Here is a 24480-nt window from a genome sequence, read left to right on the forward strand (position 1 = left end):
ACACCAATTACATAAACACATAGGATTCTGATGCAAATTGGATTATATCCATAGGTTTCAATTTGTATGGAATACGGTAGGACAATATATTTCCGTTTAACAACGTTCCATTTAAACTGTTGTTGTCTACAAGGAAGAAATCGTCTCCTTCCTTAGTAATTTTCCCATGGTTTCCGCTGACTGTACGAGCCTTTAAAATGGCATCATTATTCTTCGATGAACCAATCCTGAAAATATCTTTGTTTATGATGAAGTCATCCTCGTTATTATTGCCATCGTATACAAGCTTCCCAACAGCCTTGGCTTCAGTTAAAAGAACTGTTTTTTCTTCCAGCTCGTAATCTGGCTCAACAAGGAAATCCTCTGTATATATCTCCTCTTCATCTTTTACAGGTTTTCTCTTTGAAATAATATCTTTTGTGACTGACAAAAGCTTCTCAACAAAGGAATATTTTGGCTCATCTTCCTCATAATAATTTGTCAGGTAATCCATATCAGGGTCCTCCTCTAAGGTGACCTTTTCTACATATATCTCTGGTCTTTCGATTTCTGGCTCCTGCACATATTCATCGTTATCCTGATATGATTCTTTGTATTCTCTATCTTGAAGGCAATCAATTATTTCCTCCAAAGTGTAATCATCCTTAAGGCACAAATCATATGCCATGTATAATTGCTTTGCTGATTCCCTGTCAGCCTGAGATGCCTTTGAAAGAAAGAATTCCATCAGCTGTCTAAACTGTTCCTGAACTGACCCAAACTCACCAGGATAATAGCAAAGGCTAAGCTTATAATTCTCATTTGATTTTTCCAAAAACACTGATTCTTTGCTGAGCCAAATATGCTGCTCATCAATAAGGTATTTCCCTACTTCATCGAGAGCCAGCTGCAAATTGATAATGATTCGCTCCAACATTTCTATTGTTATATCGTGGGCATCAATAAAGTCTTCCAGATTTTCTTTTCTACTAATCGTATAACTACGCTTTTCTCTTCCATCCAATGCAAAGCTGCTCATGGTTAACAATGAAGATATATGGTTAGCGTTAATCATTTTGTTTTCATAATCAATGCTTTTCCCATTACCATCTATCACCATGAAGCTATCATTGTGCTTTCGTTCATAACTTATTTCCATATACTCTACTCCTTTATAGCATGATATATTCCTACAAGCCCTTCCTTTAATCTAAATAGGTTTACAGCGTCGAAGTTTCCTTCTTTGTATTTCACATACTCCAAGGTGATTTGAAATAATTCGTAGGCGACACCAATAGCCATGCCAAATAATATAAAACAAAAGCTGATAATAACTGCTGCTTCCACAGTGTAGCTTCCCTTCAGCTTCATAAAACAATTCCTCCTAAAACATGGATTAAATACATGATTATATAGGCTATTAAAAGGAAGGGTACAAATGGTATTTCCATTTTAGGATTATCGTATTTACGTATTAAAACCAATCCTGTCACTGCTGCTAATAGCGAACTGAGCCATAGCAATACTGCTGTATCTATGAATCCTAAATACAAGCCTGTCACCGTAATAATATATGCATCTCCCATTCCAATTTTCTCTTTTGAAATGTAACTAAATAGAATCGTTAAAAGACCTATTCCAACTCCACCTAACACGCTAAGTAACGAATGGGGTCTGTAAATTATATTTATAGCTATTCCAAATATTCCAAATACTATTATTTCTATTACTCGCACCTGCTTCGTTTTCAAATCATCCATAGCTGTTAATCCATACAAACAAGCCAAACCAATTGTTTCCATTCTCTTACTCCTCATCATGGGCTTCCCCTGCAGAGCATTTACTGCAAGGGGCCATAGTATCCTTTACTTCCTCGTAAAGAACCTTCTTTATGTTGTGTTTTATTTCAGTGCAATTTACATCATTATGGTATGACGTTCCATAATCAGTAATGTACAAAAAGCCATTGCCATCTTTGTTTTTGCATCTGTGACATTCATAATAAATCCCGCCACTTTTATTTCTTTTATCCTTAACCTCTGCCTTTGGCACCCTGTGAACCGATGGATTAAGGTAGGTGCAAAAATAGTTCACATGATAAACTGCCCCATGTTCTGTTACGTACACATAACGACCATCGGACTCGTATTCTGCTTTGTCATACCCCACCCATTTTCTGGTTCTGGCGCGCTGATTTACATCGAATGATAAATCGCCTAGCAAGCCAACAGGAAATGTCATGGTGTAGCTGACCTTTAAATCTATGTAGTTGCCTTCCGCTTCACTTTCTAAAAAGTTTAGGCCTAAAGCTCCACCGTCTATGAACTCTAATGGCACATTGTTTTTTACCACTTCTACGCCGGCCACCGCTATAGTCCCTGCTATTAGACCGCCCTCTGATAATTTTCCACTGACAGATGGATCCTGTTCATTAGGATTTACATCCTCATTGGACTCCCCTGTATTAGCAACATTTCCAAGAGTTACTGCCATGGTTCTGCTGGCAAAATCTATGGACTGTTGAATGCCAGACTGTACCTGCAACACCCTAAAAATAAACATTCCAAACACCATCAAGGATATGAAAAGTGGCATTATTATGGCCGCTTCAATGGTGTAACTAGCTTTCTTAAAGGAGGCATAAAAAGGTATCTCCATATCTTCTCTTTTGCAGTTAAGAAACACGGGCATATTACCTTTCTTTAAACTATTTATATAAACAATCATTTTTAAAACCAGTGCAAATGGTTTTATTAGGGAAACAGAATTGATATAAGACTGAGACACCTTTTTACACCTCCTTTCGCTAGAATTAATAAGAAATATATTTATGTTTACTCAAGCTGTATTCGCCTACGGTATTACTACTATCTAAGAGTGACATGAACATTTCATCAGCGGCATATGTTATGGTTACATCTGCTGCAAATGCCATGTTATCCACCTTTACATCCTTGTAATCCTCAGTGGCATTCAATGCATTTTCCATTACATCGCAGGCTCTCATAGCCAGAGTATTATTGCTATTTAAGGTAAGAAATCCTATGAGATAGTCTTTATAGCTAATTCCTGTCTCACTAGGTTTCGCTTTACAATTTACATCCAGGAAATTTGAAAGATGCCACACATCTGATGTCCACTGATCCAGATTTTTAATCAGCGGCACCTTGCCTCCTGATATCAGAAGACGAACATCCAGCGTGCTTTCGATGTATGCCCACGCTGCTATCACTGCATACTTTACTGCTTCGATTATTGCCGGATTCATGGTGAACCCAGCCAAAATATCTGCGACAGCCTGAGCCTGTGCAACCATAGATGGATGATCCATGATGGTAGAAAAGTTTGCTGCTTCTCTAATGAGCATGATTTCTTCTAGCACGGTAGCCAGTGACTGTATATCCGACTCTTTTCCTGCTATCAAATACTCAACCTCATATTTCATGCCATCATGTTTTAAATCCACACCGTAATAGCTGTAGCTTGTCAGCAGATAATCTACAAACAATGCCTTATCAACCAACACATTGCCATTGGTTATCTCCATATTTCCTGTATTTAACGTTCTGTGTGATGGCATGGCACTTAAATCGATTTGTACATCTGATAATTTCTCCGGATCTGCTACTGTAGACAAAAATCCTTTTTGGATTGATTCTTTCATCACACTAAAGGCATCCAACGGATTGTCCTCCACCTCTTCTGGCTCAGGGTAATCTGATGGATTTGTATCTGGATTATCGTCTGTAGCCGCCGCTTGCTTTTTCTCTTGCAAAGCCGCCTTCTCATTATCCAAGGCAGCTTTTCCATCTGATGCTTGCTGCTCCACAGAGACCTTTTCTACTCCGTTTATACTCTCTGCTTTCTGCTGCACTCCAGTGATTATCTGCTCAGCTAGGCCATCCTTTGCAGCCTTTACGCCAAGCATTACCACTCCTGCTCCTTTACTATCTGTAAGCAACGAATAGCTGGAAGCACTACATGATTCTGGTATGAGTCTGGCGTAATTGCTACCATATTCCATATTTGCGTTGTATGTACAATACTCTAGTATCTTTTGCTCTAATGTGGCTGGCCCAACATTTCCACTTCCATATCCCAAATCGATAGCCAAGATTCTATAATTAGTCCAAAGATATGGATTGTATTCTGAGAAACCACTTTCCACTGCCATGTCTGTATATTCCTGGCTAAAATCTTGTAATTCGTATATACGAATACATTCTCCCATAGTGAAAATCAGGGTCATCACAGAAACCATTATCAGAGCAAAAAATACCGTTAACGAACCCTTTTTCACTATACCTTCTTAGCCTGCTCGTTGATTGTTTTGAAGATGCTCTCAACTAATGAATTGAGCTGTTCCTTAAAAATAAGTACGATTCCGATTAAAACAACCAAAATCAAAATCATCTCTACTGTTCCAATTCCATCTTCTTCTGTAAGAAAATCTTTTAACTTTTGTTTAAGCATTAAATAATACATTCTTTACCTCTTTCTATATATTCATTTGCATAATTGCCGGCACTACCAAAATTACTATTACTATAAAAAGCATGCCTGCCATTGGTATCAAAAGCTTTGTTGAAGCTTCCTCTCCAGCTTTGATTGCTCGCTGCTTTCGCATTTCGAAAGCATATTTTTCCTCTTTCTCCAAACAACTAATTAAGTCCGCAGAACCCTTCCTCAGATTCTGTGCAAGGAGCATAGCAAGCTTTCTATACTCCTTGCTTTCGCTATTCATTCCCAGGTCTTCGAGAGCCGCTACTTCCCCTAAGCCATCACACATCTTGCGATAAGTGACAGATAAATCTTCATAGCCCGGACGAAGTAATCCCGATTTCTTTTTCTGGTTATATCTAGCAATAATTCGCTCCAATGCCTTTCTAAAGCTCATGCCTGCGCCCATCAGAATTGACAGCTCACTGACTATCATTGGATAATCTTTTTCCTTCTCTGCTATTTCTAATTGCTTTGCTTTTTTCTCATCCTTCTTTTTCCCAAGCTGAATTCCCAGCACTGTGACAATTCCAAGGATTATTACCTGTAATCCTCGATAATCCATCTTTTTCTTCCAGGAAAGCTTCATATCTTCCACTTCCGTTGGAAGGACCATTTTATCCTTATCACGTGTTGTGGAATCTACATTTTTTACAGCTTTCTCGATGGCTTCCAACTGGCCATCAAGTGTATTGATGCTTTTATGGCATACAAATACTGAGAAGCTATAAAGCTCTGTCCGCTCCTCATAACTCAGCTGAGCTACCAGATTTACAACTTCACCTTCTTCAGGGATTTCTGCCGTTCTTAGCTTTCCATCACTTGAAATCAATCCGTACTTATCAAAAGTCCAATATGCATCTATCATTCCGTCGCAATAGCTTGATTTCAAATTCAAGTCATAGCAAACCTCATTTGCAGATTTATTCCTTCCTAGATAAGTAGCTTCTATTTCTTCTATAGCCTGGCTAATCTTTGTAGATATCTCTTTATCAGAAAGACTCTGATCCGATACCTCAACCGACAATTCTTTATTCTGATCTAAAAAATTTAGCTCTAAATCTTCTGTTGTATTCCCTGTGCCTGCTGCACTTCTTTTTATAGTTCCATCAAAGTTTATTCTTGTTTCCAAATAGTCATGAATTAGTAAGCCTATCCCAAGGGCCACACACACAACTACTATTTCAATCAATTGCTTTGAGGTTAAATCATGATTCTTTTGCAAGACACCCACCTCCCTATTTTTAGACCTTAATATCAATTATCTTTTTTCCTAACGTAATCAAAAATCCATATGCAATTAGGCATGCGCTCATTATGAATATGCCTACTAAATTTCCATATAGTGGCGCTACAAATCCCTTTGATGTAAGGGTGATATACGCAAGAATTCCTATTGGCATAACACACATTACCTTTAGCTCCAGTCGCTTTTCTGTGGTGATTGTTTCTATATCCTGTTTGACTGCCAGATTATCTTCTATCTTCATGGCCGTCTCCCTGATATTCTTTCCATAATCTCCACCACTTCGCTTCGCAAATGCGATAATCTCCGCTAGGCTCATGGCTTCTTCCAAACCTACCGACAAGGCAAATTCCATAAAGGCCTTTTCCAGCTGCACATTCATAGAGATTTTTTGATTCATCACGTGAGCATATGGAAGTAAAACAGAATCGTCTGGATATAGTCTTTTTAGCTCGTTCTCTGCCTGCTTTATTCCTCGTTCCAGGGAATAACCTGTCTGAAGTCCTTGTACTATCAAAATCATGAATTCCTTAAACTCCACCAGCATTCTCGCCTTCCTTTTTTCAACTCTCTCTACTCTATTTAGATGAATCCAAAAGGGCACTACACCTACACCAATCACTAGTCCCATGAAGGATTTATAAAACAGAAATGCGATTACACAAGTCAGCCCTATTCCTTGGAACAGCGGTATCATATCATCCTTTGATAACCTTAAATCTGCATTCCATTTGCTTTTAACTTGTCTTGGTTTACCAGGCTTCCTACCTTTTCCCATTGGCCCACTATCCTTCCATTTACTTCTTCTATCTCTTCAAATCTATACAAGGGATTCAACTGAATTTCATTATCCTCAAGCCCTAATACTTCTGTTATCTCAAGCAGCTTTCTGGTTTTATCACGAAGTCTTCCAAGCTGGACAATAATATCGATTCCAGATGCAATCTGCTGCCTAATAGCAGGCAACGGAATCTCTGCGCCCATCAACACCATAGTCTCCAATCGTGACAACATATCCTTGCAGGAATTGCTATGACCAGTTGAACAACTTCCGTCGTGACCGGTGTTGAAGGCTTGGAGCATTTCAAGAGCTTCTGCACCTCTGCACTCACCAACAATGATTCTGTCCGGGCGCATTCTAAGAGAGGATTTAAGCAAATCTCGGATGGTAATTTCATTCTTACCTTCAAGGTTTGCATTTCGCGCCTCCAGACGAACCAGGTTGTCTACATTTTTCAGCTGCAGTTCTGCGGAATCCTCTATAGTAATAACTCTTTCATCACTAGGTATGAATTCACCCAGGGCATTCAAAAAAGATGTCTTTCCACTGCCCGTTCCACCTGACACAAATATGTTGTATCCGCTTGCCACCAGCTTCCGTAGAAGGTCCACCTGCTCCTCTGAAATGGAGCCAAAGGATTTCAATCTTTCCATGTTCATTTGCTCTTTTGGAAACTTTCGTATTGAAAGAATGCTGTAGTCTACAGCTGCAGGTTTCAACACAATATTCACTCGCGAGCCATCAGAAAGTCTGGTGTCCACGATGGGGTTTGACTCGTTAACGATCTTGTTACTTTGAGCTACGATATTTTGAATAATGTCATTCAATTTCTCCTCGGAAGAGAATTTTTCACTGCAATGAACCACTCGGCCCCTCTTTTCTATAAAGATATTCTCCGGGCCATTAATCATTATTTCCGTGATTTCCTCATCGTTTAGCAAGTCTTCAAGAACATCCAATTTTCGCAGCGAATTAAAAACATGATTTTCAATTCTCTTCCTATCCACCAGTGAAATTGGTCTGTTCTTTCCCTTTTCGATTATGCTGTTTTTAATTAGCGTTAATATTTCTTCATCAGATACATCTATTGATAAATCAATTGCGTTCATTACCTCCTGACGTATCTCTTTTTCTAAATCATCTGTAACATTCAATTGCATTTTTGACCTTCGTACTAATTAGCTTTTTTACAAATACTCCTAAATTGCCCTGCATCAGCTCCTGAATCTGGTATGTACCATCTGTCAAATTTCCTGCAGACATAGGAAGTATTACACTCTCCCTATCTACTTCTGCATTTATTCGCTCAAGATATTCCATAAATGCTTCCTGGCCCTTTTTGAAGTAATCTCCCGGTTTTCCCAAAACATAAAGGTGCTCAAATCTTTGAAGGATTGAAATAAATCCGTTTATTGTTCTTCCAAATAAAACTACAATCACGTCATAATCTGATTTGGCAAGAACATCAAACAGCAAATTCCATGTTTCTGCCTCAATCTCACAGAGCTCATTTGGATTTCTAAATGGCTGAATAAAATCAAATCCCATAAAGTTTCTTACATATGTAGTTATGTCAAAATCGCCTGCGCTTGTATTGATTTCGTATAGAAGATCCAGAAGATTTCTTTCCATTTCACTGCCGATTAAATCTGACATGATAGATATCTCTTCTAAATCCAAGAACAGAACTTTCCCACCTGTTCTGTATCCCTGACCCAGCGCCATTGAAAATGGCAACTGCAATTCATGATCAACAGGAGAATACACTCCTATAAACTTTGAATTTCCATTAGACTTTTTTATACTAGCGCCTACACCTTTTTGTTTTCGTAACTCAGTTATTTTTCCCAAGACGTTGTCGATAGATTGGTATTTATATATGTAATCCTCATCTTCAACATCCGGTTCTTCACATAAGAAGTATTTACGTTTTACTTCTCCCTTAGGTCTAAACTCGGAAACTTCTTTAAAATCCTCAGACATAATCGCCACATCATAGCAACCCTCATCAGAAAAGAAGCTTTCTGTTGTTGTAAAAATATGAATGCTGGCATCCACATTAGACATAAGATACGAAGCAAACTTTAATATGTAATCTTCACAGCAATCACATAAAGCAACTTCCAAATTTCTCATGGTAACTCCTCCATTATTTCTCTTGTTCATTTATACTGCAGTAAAAAAAACGCAGCCGTTATATAAAAAGAATAATGAAGCTTTCTTCTTATTAATTGCCCTTCATATATACTCACAACGACAATCGCGATCCCAGCAAGAATCACAGAAGTGATCATCGTATTTACGGTAATGTTTACACCCACCAGTGTTGCCATTACAGAAAACAATTTGATGTCACCAGCGCCAAGCTGTTTACCAAGAATATACAGCAGCGATAAACATGCTATTGGCCACATTGCTTTCATAAGGAAGTATGCAATTCCTATCCATCCATAGCTCAACAGGTTCACATAAATTCCTGCTAAGTAACCCAGGATGATTAGTTGATTTGGAATCCTGTACGACCTGGCATCAAACAGCGATGCCGACGTCAAAATGCTCCAGATCAAAAACGTACTCGTCTTTTTCACCTCCTGTCGACGCAACAGTATGCTCCGGATCCAGGAATAATTCCATAGCGTTTGACACTATGAAATTCGCTTGTATATTTTTAACAATAAATATATTTATAAAAAGCGCACAAAAAATGAGACCCTAGCGAACTAGAGTCTCATTTATTATTTACTACTGTTATGCCCAAAATCCTCTTCTTGCCTGGTTACCCATAACACTTTCATTCAAAGAATTTTTTCCATAAGTTATTCCTGCCATTACATGTTGTGTATTTTGCATAATCGGTGCGGACGTATCTTCCTTTGCCAACTGTTCAAAGGCATCTCCTAACTCATCCATCACCTTTTTTGCTTCTAATAAGCCGTCAGCGTTTGCCTTGTATATGGACTTGGATACATTTCGCTGTACATAATCGTAAAGCGCGTACAGATTTCCACTTACCTTGTATTCAAAATTTAAATCTTTCTGGAGGTGACTTACAACTTCTGCGCACTTTTTAAGTGCTGCGATTGCTTCTATCACTTGGCCAGCTTCAAAATTTTCCAGCGCGTCTGTTTCATATTCTTCATATATATCATAAAGAATTGAAATCAATCCACATCCATTGCTGGACGCTATTCTCAGGGTAAAAGCTGAAATCTTATCTCTGTTCATTTATTTCACTCCTATCAAAGGCAAACTGTTTCTTTAATTATCACTGAAGCAACTGTAATGCAAGTTGTGGTAACTCATTTGCCTGCGCAAGTGCAGATGTACCTGCCTGCTCTAATACGTTGAGCTTTGTGTACTCAACCATTGTTGTTGCCATATCAGCATCCTCTACACGAGAAATAGCTGATGTCATGTTCTCTTCTGTTGTATCGAGAGATTTTGTTGTATGCTCAAGTCGGTTCTCATATGCACCAAGCTGAGATCTGACTGAGGTCACATAATTGAGGGCTGTGTCGAGAGAATCAAGTGCATCCTCTGGACCATTTACTCTTGTTACACTAAGGTCATCAATGTACATGAACTCTGTTGTAACTGCTGCAATTCTTACTTCCATGTTCTGGTTCTTATTTGCACCAACATGAAGTGTCATTGAGCCGATGTCTGTAACGTTGAATTCTATTTTTCCACCTGTCACTGTATCTGTAGTAGAATCGAATCCTGCTTCTGCAAGGAATGATAATTCGAATCCATCTACGTCTGTAACAGTAATATGATTTCCATCGTATCCTGTAGTTGCCTGTGGGCCAAACATTGATGGTGATGTCTTGTCCAATTCAACAACAGCATCAACACCTACATTCTGGATAATTGCACCTTCTGTAATCTGGCCCTCAGGAAATCCTAATGCTACGGCAAATTCCTTAGAAGAAAATTCGATTTCCAAATCTGCCTTTGCACCATATTTTAATGAATAAATTGCAATGTTGTCATCTGGGTCAGAAATTGTTGCGCTACCTTTTTCACAAGCATCTCGCATAGCTTCGTATACTGCTTCACGAGACATTCCCTCTGTAAATTCAACTCCGTATCCGTTAATATTCATTGTTCCAGCCATTGAAAGAGCTGTAGCTGTTGCACTTCCAAGCAATGGATTAACTCCACCTGCTGTTCCACGAGTTGCAGCTGATGTTATAGTCAATGTATATAATCCTGCTGGAACTGTGTTTGAAGTTTGCATACGAGTTGCATGCTCAGCATAAGTTCTATTATCAAGTGAACCATTTAATAGGTTGATTGTGTTGAACTCTGTTGTTTCTGCTACTCTATCAATTTCCTCTAAAAGAGAATCAATTTCTTTTTGAATTGTCTCTCGCTCTGAATCTGAGTTTGTGCCGTTTGCAGCCTGAACCGAAAGTTCTCTCATTCGCTGAATCATATCTGTTACTTCATTAAGAGCACCTTCAGCTGTTTGAAGTACTGAAATTCCATCGCTACTGTTTGTAGAAGCTTTATCTAATCCATCAATCTGTGCCTGCATTTTGCCCGCAATAGCAATACCAGATGGATCATCTGATGCATGATTAATGCTAAAGCCTGAACTTAACTTTTCCATTACATCTGCAAGGGAACTTTCTGTACCAAGAAGTTGGTTGTTGGTAATCACCGCTGACATGTTATTGTTAATTCTCATAGTTGCCTCCTAAATAGCCGTAATAAAGCAAGTCTAGCATCCGTGCGGTGTATTTGAAATTGTTAGGTCTTCCATGTCCTTACACATTTAATATCGGACGAGCCCCCTTAAACTTAACCCAATATATGCAACTTTTCAGCTATAAAAAATGCAAGACCTTGTATTTCAAGGCCTTGCATTCTATAGTTTCTCACTATTCATTTTTTATGGTTTCTATTTAAAACAATTCTGCAATTACATTTATATAGCCACGGGCGATGCTATAGAGAGCCTGTGTTTGTATTTCGTCCTGGCTAGCTTCGCCGGAAACGCCAGCTGCTGCTATTCCTTCATAATTTCCCTGCTCCATATTATAGATGTCAGCGGCGCTGAGTCCGAAGGACTGTGTGAAACTGAAGCTAAAAGCGAAGCCTGTTTCTTCCTGCATGATCTGTGCAATCATAGGTGCCTGGCTGGCGAACATTTCTCGCATTTGAGCAGTTTCGCATTCTACTGATGCGCTAACAGAACCAGCTTCGTAGCGGAATGTAGTAGATACTGTGCCAGTTGTCTGCAAATGAAGTGCCATCTGGATTAAGCCGGATTCGCCGTCACCACGGACAATTTTCAGGTTCATATTGCCGGCCTCATCAGCAACCATAATAGGAATGTGATATGTTTCACCTGTGCGTGCCATTTCAGACATAACCTTTGTCTGCTGCACAACAAGCTTCATTCCATCCATATCTACAGTGCGGACATCCTCTGTTTCAATCATGGTCTTCATTACATTCTCAGCCAAAGTTCCCAGCGCTTCCTGAGCCTCTGCCATTTCCTCAGGTGTATGGCAAGCATCAGCGAAGCGTGAGTATGCCAATTCAATAATGTCGTCCACATCCATGCTTTCAAGAGCGCCAAAAGTGGTGGCTGCTCTGCCAGTTGCCTTAGAGAATAAGTCCTTGAATACCTGGCCATTGTTTTCAACCATTGCCTCAACTGCTGCAATCATGTTTGCAGAATGAGGTAAGTTGTATTCATCTAATATAGAAGAAACTTTTGCATCCTCTGCAATAGTTGTCTTTAACTGTTCTGTTACATAATTGTTGTAGGCAGCTTCTGTCTGCTCATCAGATGTCTCTTCCATGGCAGTTGCAAACTGGTCTACATTCATTTCCATGATTTGCTCTTCGCCAAAGACGTGCATCTTTGCAGGGGTCATAGCTTCCTTAGCGTCGCGGCAACGGTTTGTAAGGAAGACTTTCTCAATCTGTTCTGTAATAGAAAGATCCTTCACAACCATTTCGTCCAGCTGACCAAACTTGTCGTCTATTTCATACTCTCTGCCTGTGTGCTTGCTAGAGCGAACAGCAGTCATAAGATTTCGTAATGTTACCTCAGTACCCTGACTTATCAACGCACCGATGGCTGCACCATCAGACTTTTCCACTTGATGAAGAAGTCTGTACACCCCCACATAAGCATCTCTTTCTGCTTCAGAGATTTCCGCGTTGTGCTCTGCCTTCCAAAGGAACTTTGAAAAGCTTTCTTCATCAGATGTGCTACCCATTTCAGCCTTAATGCTTTCTGCTTTTGCCTTAAGACTTTCCATAGTCATATCAAGAGGATTCTCTCCTCGCTTAATCATCTCTGCAACAACAGCTGGCGTCATGCTCTTGAATGTGCGAGCCACCATTTCTGTAGAAGCTTTCATTGTAGTAACAGACTCTGCTGTGATTTCCATTTTGTTGTAGGCAAGCACGCGAACTGCCTTCTGGCTAGATTCTGTCGCCTCGATATCAAGGTCTGCCAAAATGTCATCCACGTTCTGGAATGCCTTGTTCATGCTGTCGCCAAGGTCTGTTCTTACCTCTGTTCCAACAGATTCATAGGTCATTTCCATGCGAGAATATTCTGCTGTAACAGACACACTGACTTCGTGTACGTAAGAGAATGTCTCTGCATTGATATTTGAAAATCTTCCAAGCATGGCTGCTGGCGCAGACTGGATGTCTGCCATCTCGTTCATTACCTGCTTGAACAGATTTACATTCGCATTTGTTGCTTCGTTATTTTCTGCCTTCATAAGAATCTGAAGGAGATTTGTTTCCTGTAATTTCAGCTTATCAAGGAGATCAGACAGGTCACTTGTGTTAACAGTTATGCCATTTTTCATCATTGTGAATGTGGCCTCAACTGTCATTGTGAGCTGAATTTCTGTAAGCTGACGCTGAGCAGTAATAGATGAAAGTGAGCTTGCATCCATTCCCATGACTTCTTCAAAAGTTTTCTTGGCCTGATCCATAAGGGAGTAGCCAGGGATAAGATATGCGTCGGTTGGCTCTTTGCCTTCTGCCACGATATCATCTATCGCATTTACGATATTTTCTTCCGATGGTTTTTCGTACTCGCCAAGCTCAACCATGTACTCAAGATGCTCCTTTGTGATTGGAACATCTTGCTTGAGCATGGTTGCCACAGTATCTTTCAATTCCTGTGGTGTCATTGGTTTCTGCGCAGACTCGGTTAACTCACCTTCGACTTGTTCTATAAGTGAATCCAGTTTATCTCCTAAATCTTCAAGAAGACTGATTATGTCTTCGTCGGTTGGCTCCGATGTTCCCTTTGGACCTGTTGGTGCCGAATATGTGGCGTTGTAGATATTTGTGATGGTTGGCTCAAGCTCGTTCTTTACAAGATATGCCTGTGCTTCCACTGGCAAAGTATCAGAAAGGCCGCGAGTCATCTCAACTGCCTGTGCCACTGAGCCGGTCATAGCCTGAATCTCGTCCTGGTCCAGGCCACCCATTTTGCTGATGTCTTTTCCAGCTTTTGCAAGATTCATTTTGATTTCGTCCACAACTGTGACGAGAGCCTCTGGCTCCATGTCCATTGGATTATGGCCGTCTTCGCGAGCTTTTGCTGTGGCTTCTTCATCCCAGCCGCGCTCGATATTTTTCACCTTATCAACTGTAGACATGCCAAGAGCTGATGCCTCATTTACCTCCTTGGCAAAATCTTCATCAGTCATTTTTCCTCTATTATCATAGAATGCGTTGTCTACTGAAAGTGTTCTTAATTCTGTATTAAAATTTGCTTTGTTATCGTCCTTGATACCGCTGGTGCCTACGCCAAATCCCTGGTCTGAAGCACCTTCTGTTTTGATGTAATCCGTTACCTTGAGTCCTTCAATTTGCATATAGTTCCTCCGCGGTAATTTTTCTTACAATCTTTATTTCGGACGAGTTGTAAAAAAAATTAATGCCGAGGATTTTTTCCTCGGCATCTAATCTATATTATGAACAATTTACACTCATTGCTACGCTGGGCACCGGCTGGCTGACGCCCTTGTAATTATCATAAACATTTTTCAAATCCGCTGCTAAAAAACCTGGAAAACAAGCACAAAGCGTGTCGAAATCCATGCCACAGCTACACATTGCCTCTACGGCTCTCAAATCCTGTTCCTTCATACCGGTACCTCCCATTATATTTCTAGATACAATATCTAGCACTAACTTGAGTACTAGTATAACAATATCTTGTGAAAAAACAATGTTATTTTTCATAACCAAATCAATAAAAAAGCTCCCATTACCTGGGAGCCTGTTGGCAATCACATTATGAACAATTAGCTTCTTTTATCATCATGTTTTCCACGTTGATTAACCTGTAATCTGAATAACCTGTGTTCTCTGTTGTCTTTTTGTACCCTGGAAAGCATTTGCAAATTGAATCAAAATCCATTTCATTCTCTAATAATAATTGTAATGCCCTTAAGTCTTGTACTTTCATGTCTCGTCTTTCTTCCTCCCCGAAGTTTCTTCTTTCCGAAGAACTACTACGGGAGCTAGTTTAACAATAGAATGTGAAAAAGCTATGACCAAACTTTTTAAAATTTATGATTCTTTTCATTACTCCTCCGTCTTCTTGTTCGTATATACGTTAATCTCTACGCCGGAGTACATGCCTTCTGGTTGAACCCAGAAAGTGTACCAGCCCTTTTCGGTTTCATAGGTGTAGTAATCAAGCTGGACGTAGCCGTTGTCGAAAGAGTTGTCGCTTTTTGTGAGTGTGCCGTATTTTTCCTGAAGATCATCAAGTGTGGCTTCGAACTCAACTCCTTGAGCAATCTTAAATGGAAAATCTTGATACTGGTTGAAACCAAAAATAGTTGCGCGAACATACTGCACAGGGATGTCACCTAATTTAGCTTCCTCCTCACCATTATTGATGACTATAAAGTTCATTTTGCTGTATTCATTTCCTAAATAGTATCCGGAAAATTCGTACTGCTCATCAGGTTGAACAATGGTATCTGCGCTATCGTCAAAAATGAATCCCAATTCTAACAACTGCTGATAAGTTGTTGGCAGCTGAATAACTGTGTTGTCAATCTGGATTGTGAAATCATCCAGGCTGTCTGAGAGGGCCAACTCAGGGAGGCCTGTATACTCTGCACCAGGACGATATTTGTCTGTCTTCGCTTTGATAGTCATTGCCTGAGCGTAGCTGTAGTTTGAACCGTCTTCCTTAAGAGTGGTGTAGTATTGATCCATGTTTTGCTGTCCGTTTAAAACAGAGACAAATAGCACGAATGAACTGACCTTGCCGTCTTCTTCTGTAATGCAGATTTTGCTCTTGTTATCGCTGTCATCTGAGATATAAAGCAAGATTGAATCTGTCATTTCATCGTTTTCAATTTCGAATTTATCAATAACATCCTTGGCATCTTCCATGTCCATTCCGGACTTTATATCACCTGGAAGTGATACCTCTACATCTCCCAATGTGGCGGTGTCAATATAATCTACAAATCCGTACTGAACATCAGTGTAGCCTTCTGAAATAGCTTCGGTAGTGACTTTGATGGTCTTTCTGTTGCGGGTAAGCTTGATGGTGTCGTCTCTGTTGACGTCCAGCTCAGAAGGAGCATCCTTTATTTCCCAGCCGTTGTCTGTAAGCTGCTTGATAGTAAATGGGACATGATACAAATCACCATCGATTTCTATGTTGCCACTTGCTGGATTCTCACCAAGCTCAATTGGAGCAATGTAGCCTTGCACAAATTCAGGAGCTTTGCCCTCCAGGGACTTTGTATCTACCTCCTCAGGCATTTCATCAAAATATGTAGAGTAGGCTTCGCCTGTCAATTCCATATCATAATCGATTGCGTATGCGCCATCATAATATGCCGCCATTCCAACGAAAGCCTGCTGCAACACAACTCTGTATCCTACGCGAGATGCATCGCCACAATCCCCCTGTCCAACATGACACATATATCCAGTCACATAGTTGTCTCCGTAGTCGTCGAAGCTATCGAATTCCTGCTGAATCATTTTGGCAACAGGGACTGCATGCATCAAATACTGATTGAACTCTACATCACCTGCGCAGTAGCTGGCTGCCAGAATCGACTCAGCTGTGCCCAGGTTGTAAGCTCTCTCATATGCTTTTGTATAATCTTCCTCCACCAATGCACTTGCCGCCTCTAACGCAGCATCCCCATCCTTTGCATTGTTTTCATTGAGGTATTTTTTTACTGTTTCTATATCCTCTGCTGTTGATTTGGTTCCACCAATCTGCTGCCAATCCAGGCCCTGGCCTTGAACCTCCACAGCAGTCGTTGCCAACAGCCATCTTACTAAATCATTACTCACATTGCTTTCAGTGCAATCTGAAAATGAATCATCCACTAATGGTATATCCACTAACTCCTTTTTATCGATTTCAGCCGCTTCTTCCTTTTTTGCATTTTCCTTGGCAGCTTTGAGGGCTTCATCGTGGATAGTGGTCACGCCACAACCCGCAAGAAGCACCGCCGACATAGAGAGAGCAGTTAACTCTACCATTTTCTTTTTCATAAAATATCCTCCGCGCATTATACAATTCTATTGCAATTGTTCTATTATCTCTTCCTCTGTATATTCTCCATATAATTCTTCAAAAGCGCAAGAATTATATTCCTCAACTTTGTTCTTCAATTCTTCAGGTGATAGTTGCTCATCAGTGTAATTATTATAATTTACGGTTTCTTCCTCGTAATAACAATCTTCTGAGTATGTAGTTACAAGCTTGTTGTTTTCTATTGTCATGAGTGTATGGCCGTATGTTTCCATGTCATGTCCAAAGTATCTAAGACTATTTTTATAAGGTACATATTCGTAATTCACGCATCCACCTACACCATATGCACAGTATTCCATAGGCTCTGTCACTATGCTATTAGAAAAGCTATAAACGCTTATCCAGTATCCTGTATCATCAACAAGAAGTTCGGGTATATCATCTTCATCTATATAAACCAAACTATACTTCAAATCTAATGATTCATTTTCTATTTGGTTAAACGCCACAATTGCTTTGTATGCATCACTATATGAACTGATTTCACCATTAACAAGTCCATTTGTAAGCGCATTTATAATATTCTCTGCAGAATAATCATCAGATAATTCTTTTTCTACATATGATTCTATATCATCATCATTTACAAAATAACACGTATCCTCTTCGTATTCGCGCACACAACCTCTGTAGAGCCAGAAATCCTTTTTTCCATGATTGTAACCAACAAAAACAATATCAACGTTTCCATCAAAATTATAATCACATGTTTCTATTTCTGTTATTTGCTCTGGGAATATAAAATTAAAATCACACTTCTTTTCACCATCAATTAGGTATTCTACTCTCTGATCTGAGCTGCCATTGTATTGAGGTATGATTAATTCTATTTCACCATCAACTAATTTAGACTCTAGTTTGACACTTGATTCACTGGCACTCTCTTTGCTCCATAAAGATTCTATTTCCTTTGTTTCTTCTGAACTTCCGTTCAAATCATGCACATTGGTGCCTGACCCCAATTCCTCAAACTCTTCCCTGGTTCCATTGAAGACATTTACATCAATGTATCTTTCTTCACCTTCGTATCCGTTTAGTACTGTTCGATTAGAATACTGCCAAAATGTCCAATTTACTTCTTTTGGAACCTTTGAGTAGACGCTTCGATACCATAAATCACAATCATCAAAATAGCCATTTACTATTGTGTCATAACTATTTTTTGTGACATAAAGCACAGGCTTCAATCCATATTCTTCTTCCAGAATGTCTACCATTTCCCTTAGATTTTTTCGAACAATATCAACATCGATATCATCGACGCATTTTTTATCTCCGTAGTATTCAACATCGATAACAGGTGGAAGCATACCTTCTGTTATACTTACATTTTTACAATAATTTTCAGCCTGTTTTTTCCCAGATGATTCGAAACTAAAAAAATGATATGCACCAACTCTAATGCCTGTTTTCAAAGCATTATTAAAGTTTGCATCATAGTATTCATCAACATGTGATGAACCTTCCGTAGCTTTTATATAGGCAAAACTTATGTCTTGCTCTATAAGTTGATTCCAATCAATAGCCCCCTGATATTTCGATACATCTACACCAACTACTGGGTACTCTTCTCTACTTGGATTATTGAAATGTATTATCCCCATATAGAGTATTGAAGCTATTAGGATAAGAATTATACAAATAACTATCGAGATTATTATGTATTTCTTTTTTATATGAATGTTTTTCAATCAACTCCCCCCTGTATTACACTTACTCTCAATATCGTATATACGTTATTATATTACTTTACTCATTTAGTAGTATTGTAATACTCTTCATTCCTGCTTTCAAGGGATAATTATAAGATTTTAAATAAAAAATCGGCCTCCTAGGAGACCGATTTGACTTCGAATTACTTCATCAACTTCTTTATTTTCTTTTCATTTTCTCTTGAAAATGAACTAAGTTCATAAGATCTAATTCTTTCCTTTACCATATTTGGTGTTACAAAGCCACTTTTAACAAGTACTGCTAATCGATTAATAACTGTCTTATTTGTAACTCCAAGCTCACGGCTAACTTCTATAGGAGTAAACTCCCCTTTATATTTCTTGAGCAGCAATACTAGCAGTTCTTTTTCCTTGCCTTTCAGATATGATAAACTGCCTTCCAGTTCCTCTCCACTGCTACTCTCTGATATTTCACAAACCTTATTAGAATATAGTAAAACCATTCTAAGGAAATAATTAAACCAAATCTCTGGATGCGGTGGATTATCTCTACCTGAATAATATAGTGAAGGTAATCCCATCTGAATAGAATCATAGTATTCTTCTATGTCATAAGCAAAGTACTCTTCAAGCGATCCGATTCCATTAAATCCAAATCCATTAATATCTAGAATATAGCCTGACAGTAATCTGGCAGTTCGTCCATTACCATCTTCAAATGGATGAATAGCAACTAACTGATAATGAACAACCGCAGCAATAATAAGAGGATGATCATCTGTTGTATTTACATACTCTACTAATTCATCTAACAGATTTGGGATATCAATGTATTCTGGAGGGATATAATCAGGATAACCAGTTTTCGAATCGTATACTGCAAAAAGTACTCCAGGTGGCATTGGTCCTCTAAGACCGATTTTCTCCTTTGATGCTCCCTTTTCAACATATTTCTGCACATCTAGGATTAGTTTCTTTGAGAACTTCTCATTTTTCTTAGCCTTTTCTTCGAGATAATTCAATGCAAGAAAATAGTTGCGAACTTCTTGTTCCGGCCTTAGATAATGTTTTCGCTCATCACTTTCAATAACCTCATCAACTTGCTTTTCTGAAAGTGGATTTCCCTCTATTTTATTAGAAGCATAAGAGCTCCTTTTTTTTGAGTTTTTTCGCAACTTATTAGCTACGGAAACAGATATATTATCTGTTGATACTTTATATCTATTCTTTTCTATCTCAGTAATATACTTTAAAATTTCATTATTTAAGGTTACTTTTATCATAAAATAGCACCTCCTGAATAAATATATCATATCAGAAAGGAGCATTTTTCTCCACTAAAATTACACTATTTTTACACTATTTTTCATCCCGTACATTGGTGCCTGCCCCCATTATGATACTATCCCCACTGCTATTGCTGTCCCAATTTTATTTCTTTTAACTATTATTTTGTCCATTTCTTTATCCTAAAACTGTAGCCCACCAATGATATCAAATCTTTGTCCAAGCTGAAGCGTCCAACTGGTGATCCAGGATTTGGGACTTCAGTTTCTGCTCAAATTTTTCCTTTGATACTTCGTTTCCATCAATTAAATATTCAGGACACTTAATTGACTCATATCCGTTGTTATCTTCTCTTACAAAAAGCTCTGCGATTGACTCCGTCTCGCCTGTCGCATCGTACTTGAAGATGGTGTAGGTTATAGATTCACCATAGTTGTACTCCTCGACCATGTTCCCATTATCAAGAGGATAATCAAAACATGTCTGCTCTAAACTATCGCTAAACCAGCACACCACTTTGTTATCTTCCACATGAAAAACAGAAGAAAATCCCTCTGGCTGATTCTCCATCTGGATTATCATCTCCTCTTTTCCATCTCCATCTAAATCCAGCAAAGTATACTCATAAGTAAACTCATCGCTCTGAAAGTCCGGAATATACCATTCCTCCTGCTGGCCATCCTTAAGAACCGATGTATCTCCCAGCGCAAACTTTGTCAAAATGTCTTTGGTATCTGCATCGGCACCTGTACTATCTTGTGAACAAGCCGTAATGCTAATGGCGCATGCAAGGCTTGCCGCAAGCACTGCTCTTTTTGTAATTATATTGATGCTTCTTTTCATACTATTTTTCTCCCTCGTATATAGATCTTGCCCTCATTATTCTTTGTTTCCTTCGAATTCTATTTATCCTCGAGCATTCGCAAATCAGCTTTCCAGGTATAATAAGCATTAGCAAACATATACATTGTGATTGATATTATTATTAAACATAAAATAATATATATCTTTGCATATTCCGGCATAGACATAGCTCTAACCTCATCCCTGAATAGTAAATATGTTCCCGGTAATATGCCTGAAACAATTCCAGCAACATTTTCACCTTTTTTCTGTTCTATTTTTTTAGTTTCCGCTCTTTTTCTAACTATATAACCCAAGATACTCATTATAATTATTGGAATCACAAATAAAGCAGAGTACCATGCTGATTGTCCAGCAACTGTTAATTGACTTAACATCACCAAATAATATGCCAATAGTACTATTAGAGTCTCCATTCTGGATACTCTAAGTAATTGCCTAACTTCTAAATTATTCTCATTAATATATTTTTCAGTAATAAGAAGCGATACTACGCATATACCTTCAACTAATATTATCCACACATGCTGATTCCAATAATTTGACGTTAACGCAACATCTAATACCACTCCGGTTACAACAATTAATATATAGTACTCTGTTAATTTTTTTATTTTAGTTACTATTTCTTCCATAATCTTATTCGTTATATATTAATGTATGCCTTCATACAAATTCAAAACCATGTGCTTGCCCCATTACGTATGTAGTGTCTCATCTATTTCTCCCAGAGCTTTCTTGCACATAGATGGCCTGCCATAGGATTTCACACTGCATACAGATTCAAGCTTTCTGCTTTTTTAATTTATATAGTATTGCAAATATGAACACTACTAGAAGATAAACTAGAATAATCATCACTATTTCACCAATAGCAATACTCCCCACATTAGGAATAATTGCACCAAACAAAATGGTTGATAATGCCATTGGGCTCACTCGCAATAATAAAGATACAAATATTACTTTGAAAGATCTGCTATCAATCTTCGCTATATGCTTTTTCTCTTCATTATTAGATTTCTTGGTTTTCCTTGCGCGCACTACTCGCTCCCATTGACTACTATATAAAGTATATACATTAACATTATTTTGAATGATATAATCAACCACCTGATTAAATTTCTCATCGCCAATAATAGCTTGCGTTAAATCAATCCAAAATATTTTCTTGTAACTAAATATTATCGCATCCGAACTCGAATATTGATTGTATTTAGCAGCATGTACATATCTACAACTATCAATTCTATTTCGTTTCAAAAATGGCGCATAAACTATAGTTATATTATTTCCATCGATAATTACTTTTTTGAACATCGATGAGAGCATGGCTATTATTATGGTGATTGTTATTAATGCTATAACACTCCCAAAAATTCTCAGATCCTTAAAGATAAATTTTACGTCAAGAAATAAAAGTGTCCCAGCTGATACTATCAACGCAATCGGCAATGATTTATCATTTTTGATTATTGTTCTATTCACTGAAATCAAAATACCCCCCTTGTCCTTCATTATTCAACTTCATCGTACCTTCTACACATCCGGTTTGTATATTGTAAACATATAGGGTTCCGTAATTCGGTGTTGTAAATAGCCCAAAATGTAATACCGAATATGCTATGTACTTTCCATCATTATTTATAGAAATCCATTTATCTGATTGCCTTTCGGCTATAATCTCCTTCTTACCTGTAACAAGATTAGGACATTGGTGCCTGCCCCTGCCACAAATCAACGACTCTATATTAATCATGTTGCTTATTTACTTATTTAGTAGTATTGTAATACTCTTAATTGCTGCTTTCAAGGGATAATTATTAGAATTTTTAGTGAAATAAAAAAGAGCAGTTATCTTTTCATAACTGCTCTTGATATAAACTTGGTGGCAGGTTCTTTTTTTATATACTCTACTTGTATAGATCTTCTACTGTAATCAGCTTTACATTAAACATATCAGTATTTTTTACCCAATCTGTAAAGCCGCTTAAAGAAAATAGAATTAATGTTGTGACATTATAGCTGCCTGATATTAGCTTAGATCTTCTAATAAGGGTATCTAATATCTCTTTATCTATTTTTTCATTTTTAAATTTACACTCACCTAAAATAGCTGTTTTATCTATTGTAGATATACCTACAACATCGATATCTGCAGACTGTTGAAACCGCTCTCCGTTCGCATCTATCATCTGCTCTACACCCCACCAAGTACCAACTTCTGTAATAAATGAACCAAATTCTCCAAGAATACCGTGCTCCAATGTGTAATAACGGCACATGTCTTCAAATACACTTCCCATAAAAGAATGTAATCCACTCTTTACAACTTTTTCATAATATACCTGGCCCTGCCCCATTTCTATTACACTTATAGCCTTAGGAATAAACTGATACCAGAATTTAAACATATGGTCTTTAAGAACATATTGGGTTTTCTTCTTATTCTTTTCCTCTGTAATACATTTTTTCTTTTCAACAAGCCCTACATCGATAAGCTTTTCTAAAGAATAGAGAACCGTACTGTCCTTTTCCTTTACCTTAGCGGCTATAATATTAAGAGCGGTCTCGCCTGAAGCTACCTGCTCAATAATATTGTTTACAAGGGTCACATCAGAAAATTCTTGCGTTAACAGGTTCTTTGTTTCATCAAATAAATAGCCATCCGTATTAAAGAAAAGTTTGATTATGTTTTCATCTAGGCTTTTTGAAGAATCAAAAAGTGCCAAATACTTTGCTACACCGCCAGTAACACCATAACAAATAGCCTTGTCTTCTGGTGAATAGTTAGGTACAAATAGAGCAGAATCCTTGTAGTTGAATGCATCCAGTTTTAGCTGAGAATCTCTACGACCGAAAATAGGACTCTTTTCACTAAGCACTTTCTTTTCCATGAAGCTAAGAGCTGAACCACACAGAATAAGCATCAAGTTTTTATCCAGCCACTGAGTATCTATATATTTTTGTAAAACAGATAATAAAGCATCGTCTTTTTCTGCCCAGTATGGCAGTTCATCAATAACCAAGATTAGCTTTTCTTCTTTACTTGACGCCTTGCTTGTTATTATATCAAGAACACTTTCTATATTGGGAAATGTGGCGTTACTATACGCAGGATCTAATACATCAAAAACCTGTTTTGAGAACAACTCCAGATTTCTTTCGGCACCTACTTTTGTGGCTGTATAAAATATAGCCTTTTTACCTTTAATGAACTCACTAATAAGGAATGATTTACCTACTCTTCGTCGACCATAAATTACTGTCATTCCAAAGCCATCTTTTTCGTATATAGTCTGTAGTGATTCTAATTCTTTTTCTCTACCAATAAACATGTGCGCTCCTTTTGTTCAAATCGTTTTCATTCAAACGCATTTGAATCAAATCTATTTGAATATAATATAGCACATTTTATACTCACTTGCCATACACTAAGAAAGAGTTCACAATTTTTTTATACCACATTAAATTTTGCAGGCATTGAACCAACTTTTATGATTTCCTATTAATTCAACTCTTCTTCCGTAAAAAACTTATTTACAATGCTACGAAACCACTTATCAGTATC

At 38.1% G+C, this 24480-nt stretch carries 23 protein-coding genes; all 23 read right to left on the reverse strand.

Annotation, left to right across the window (positions count from 1 at the left end; translation table 11 throughout):
• Nucleotides 1-7: 7 nt before the first annotated feature.
• Nucleotides 8-1138, reverse strand: a complete 1131-nt coding sequence (locus tag BM102_RS08895) for a DUF6382 domain-containing protein (protein ID WP_090481111.1) — start codon at nucleotides 1136-1138, stop codon at nucleotides 8-10.
• A gap of 5 nt (nucleotides 1139-1143) precedes the next feature.
• Nucleotides 1144-1350 (reverse strand): hypothetical protein, encoded by a 207-nt coding sequence (locus BM102_RS08900; protein ID WP_090394858.1) that lies wholly within the window; start codon nucleotides 1348-1350, stop codon nucleotides 1144-1146.
• The gene (locus tag BM102_RS08905) at nucleotides 1347-1781 is read right to left on the reverse strand and encodes a prepilin peptidase (RefSeq protein ID WP_177194943.1); all 435 of its coding nucleotides are present in this window, start codon (nucleotides 1779-1781) and stop codon (nucleotides 1347-1349) included. The genes BM102_RS08900 and BM102_RS08905 overlap by 4 nt, the downstream gene beginning before the upstream one ends.
• 4 nt (nucleotides 1782-1785) lie before the next feature.
• Entirely contained in the window at nucleotides 1786-2637 is an 852-nt protein-coding gene (locus BM102_RS08910; protein WP_143085477.1) for a TadE/TadG family type IV pilus assembly protein, read from the reverse strand.
• A 154-nt stretch (nucleotides 2638-2791) separates the two neighbouring features.
• A complete protein-coding gene (locus tag BM102_RS08915; protein WP_090481120.1) occupies nucleotides 2792-4279 on the reverse strand; it encodes a DUF5702 domain-containing protein in 1488 nt (495 codons plus the stop codon).
• Nucleotides 4279-4464, reverse strand: coding sequence for a Flp1 family type IVb pilin (locus tag BM102_RS08920; RefSeq protein WP_090394862.1), 186 nt, complete (start codon nucleotides 4462-4464; stop codon nucleotides 4279-4281). Before BM102_RS08920 ends, BM102_RS08915 begins: the two co-directional genes overlap by 1 nt.
• 13 nt (nucleotides 4465-4477) lie before the next feature.
• Entirely contained in the window at nucleotides 4478-5704 is a 1227-nt protein-coding gene (locus BM102_RS08925; protein ID WP_090481123.1) for a type II secretion system F family protein, read from the reverse strand.
• 19 nt (nucleotides 5705-5723) lie between these two features.
• On the reverse strand, nucleotides 5724-6503 hold the full coding sequence (locus tag BM102_RS08930) for a type II secretion system F family protein (protein ID WP_090481126.1): 780 nt from the start codon (nucleotides 6501-6503) through the stop codon (nucleotides 5724-5726).
• Nucleotides 6440-7666, reverse strand: a complete 1227-nt coding sequence (locus BM102_RS08935) for a CpaF family protein (protein WP_242942920.1) — start codon at nucleotides 7664-7666, stop codon at nucleotides 6440-6442. The genes BM102_RS08930 and BM102_RS08935 overlap by 64 nt, the downstream gene beginning before the upstream one ends.
• On the reverse strand, nucleotides 7644-8642 hold the full coding sequence (locus BM102_RS08940) for a hypothetical protein (RefSeq protein WP_090481129.1): 999 nt from the start codon (nucleotides 8640-8642) through the stop codon (nucleotides 7644-7646). Before BM102_RS08940 ends, BM102_RS08935 begins: the two co-directional genes overlap by 23 nt.
• A gap of 26 nt (nucleotides 8643-8668) precedes the next feature.
• Entirely contained in the window at nucleotides 8669-9094 is a 426-nt protein-coding gene (locus BM102_RS08945) for a prepilin peptidase (RefSeq protein WP_242942921.1), read from the reverse strand.
• 160 nt (nucleotides 9095-9254) lie between these two features.
• Nucleotides 9255-9731 carry a flagellar export chaperone FliS gene (locus tag BM102_RS08950; protein WP_090481134.1) on the reverse strand — a complete coding sequence of 159 codons (477 nt, stop codon included), beginning with the start codon at nucleotides 9729-9731 and terminating at the stop codon, nucleotides 9255-9257.
• A gap of 40 nt (nucleotides 9732-9771) precedes the next feature.
• Nucleotides 9772-11199 carry a flagellin N-terminal helical domain-containing protein gene (locus BM102_RS08955; protein WP_090481137.1) on the reverse strand — a complete coding sequence of 476 codons (1428 nt, stop codon included), beginning with the start codon at nucleotides 11197-11199 and terminating at the stop codon, nucleotides 9772-9774.
• Between the two features lie 217 nt (nucleotides 11200-11416).
• On the reverse strand, nucleotides 11417-14374 hold the full coding sequence (locus BM102_RS08960; protein ID WP_090481140.1) for a DUF6240 domain-containing protein: 2958 nt from the start codon (nucleotides 14372-14374) through the stop codon (nucleotides 11417-11419).
• 97 nt (nucleotides 14375-14471) lie between these two features.
• Complete coding sequence (locus BM102_RS14320; RefSeq protein ID WP_155952460.1) at nucleotides 14472-14648, reverse strand: hypothetical protein; 177 nt, start codon at nucleotides 14646-14648, stop codon at nucleotides 14472-14474.
• A gap of 148 nt (nucleotides 14649-14796) precedes the next feature.
• Nucleotides 14797-14970 carry a hypothetical protein gene (locus BM102_RS14325; RefSeq protein ID WP_177175715.1) on the reverse strand — a complete coding sequence of 58 codons (174 nt, stop codon included), beginning with the start codon at nucleotides 14968-14970 and terminating at the stop codon, nucleotides 14797-14799.
• A gap of 119 nt (nucleotides 14971-15089) precedes the next feature.
• A complete protein-coding gene (locus BM102_RS08965; RefSeq protein ID WP_177194945.1) occupies nucleotides 15090-17042 on the reverse strand; it encodes a DUF1266 domain-containing protein in 1953 nt (650 codons plus the stop codon).
• A gap of 27 nt (nucleotides 17043-17069) precedes the next feature.
• Complete coding sequence (locus tag BM102_RS08970; RefSeq protein ID WP_143085478.1) at nucleotides 17070-18689, reverse strand: GH25 family lysozyme; 1620 nt, start codon at nucleotides 18687-18689, stop codon at nucleotides 17070-17072.
• A 251-nt stretch (nucleotides 18690-18940) separates the two neighbouring features.
• Nucleotides 18941-20041 carry a Fic family protein gene (locus BM102_RS08975; RefSeq protein WP_090481146.1) on the reverse strand — a complete coding sequence of 367 codons (1101 nt, stop codon included), beginning with the start codon at nucleotides 20039-20041 and terminating at the stop codon, nucleotides 18941-18943.
• 211 nt (nucleotides 20042-20252) lie between these two features.
• A complete protein-coding gene (locus BM102_RS08980; RefSeq protein WP_090481149.1) occupies nucleotides 20253-20888 on the reverse strand; it encodes a hypothetical protein in 636 nt (211 codons plus the stop codon).
• A gap of 59 nt (nucleotides 20889-20947) precedes the next feature.
• Nucleotides 20948-21544, reverse strand: coding sequence for a hypothetical protein (locus BM102_RS08985; protein ID WP_090481152.1), 597 nt, complete (start codon nucleotides 21542-21544; stop codon nucleotides 20948-20950).
• A 148-nt stretch (nucleotides 21545-21692) separates the two neighbouring features.
• A complete protein-coding gene (locus BM102_RS08990) occupies nucleotides 21693-22406 on the reverse strand; it encodes a hypothetical protein (protein WP_090481155.1) in 714 nt (237 codons plus the stop codon).
• Between the two features lie 416 nt (nucleotides 22407-22822).
• A complete protein-coding gene (locus BM102_RS09000; protein WP_090481162.1) occupies nucleotides 22823-24247 on the reverse strand; it encodes an ATP-binding protein in 1425 nt (474 codons plus the stop codon).
• Between the last annotated feature and the right edge of the window lie 233 nt (nucleotides 24248-24480).

It is taken from the genome of Pseudobutyrivibrio sp. JW11 (genome assembly GCF_900115355.1).
GTDB lineage: Bacteria > Bacillota > Clostridia > Lachnospirales > Lachnospiraceae > Pseudobutyrivibrio > Pseudobutyrivibrio ruminis.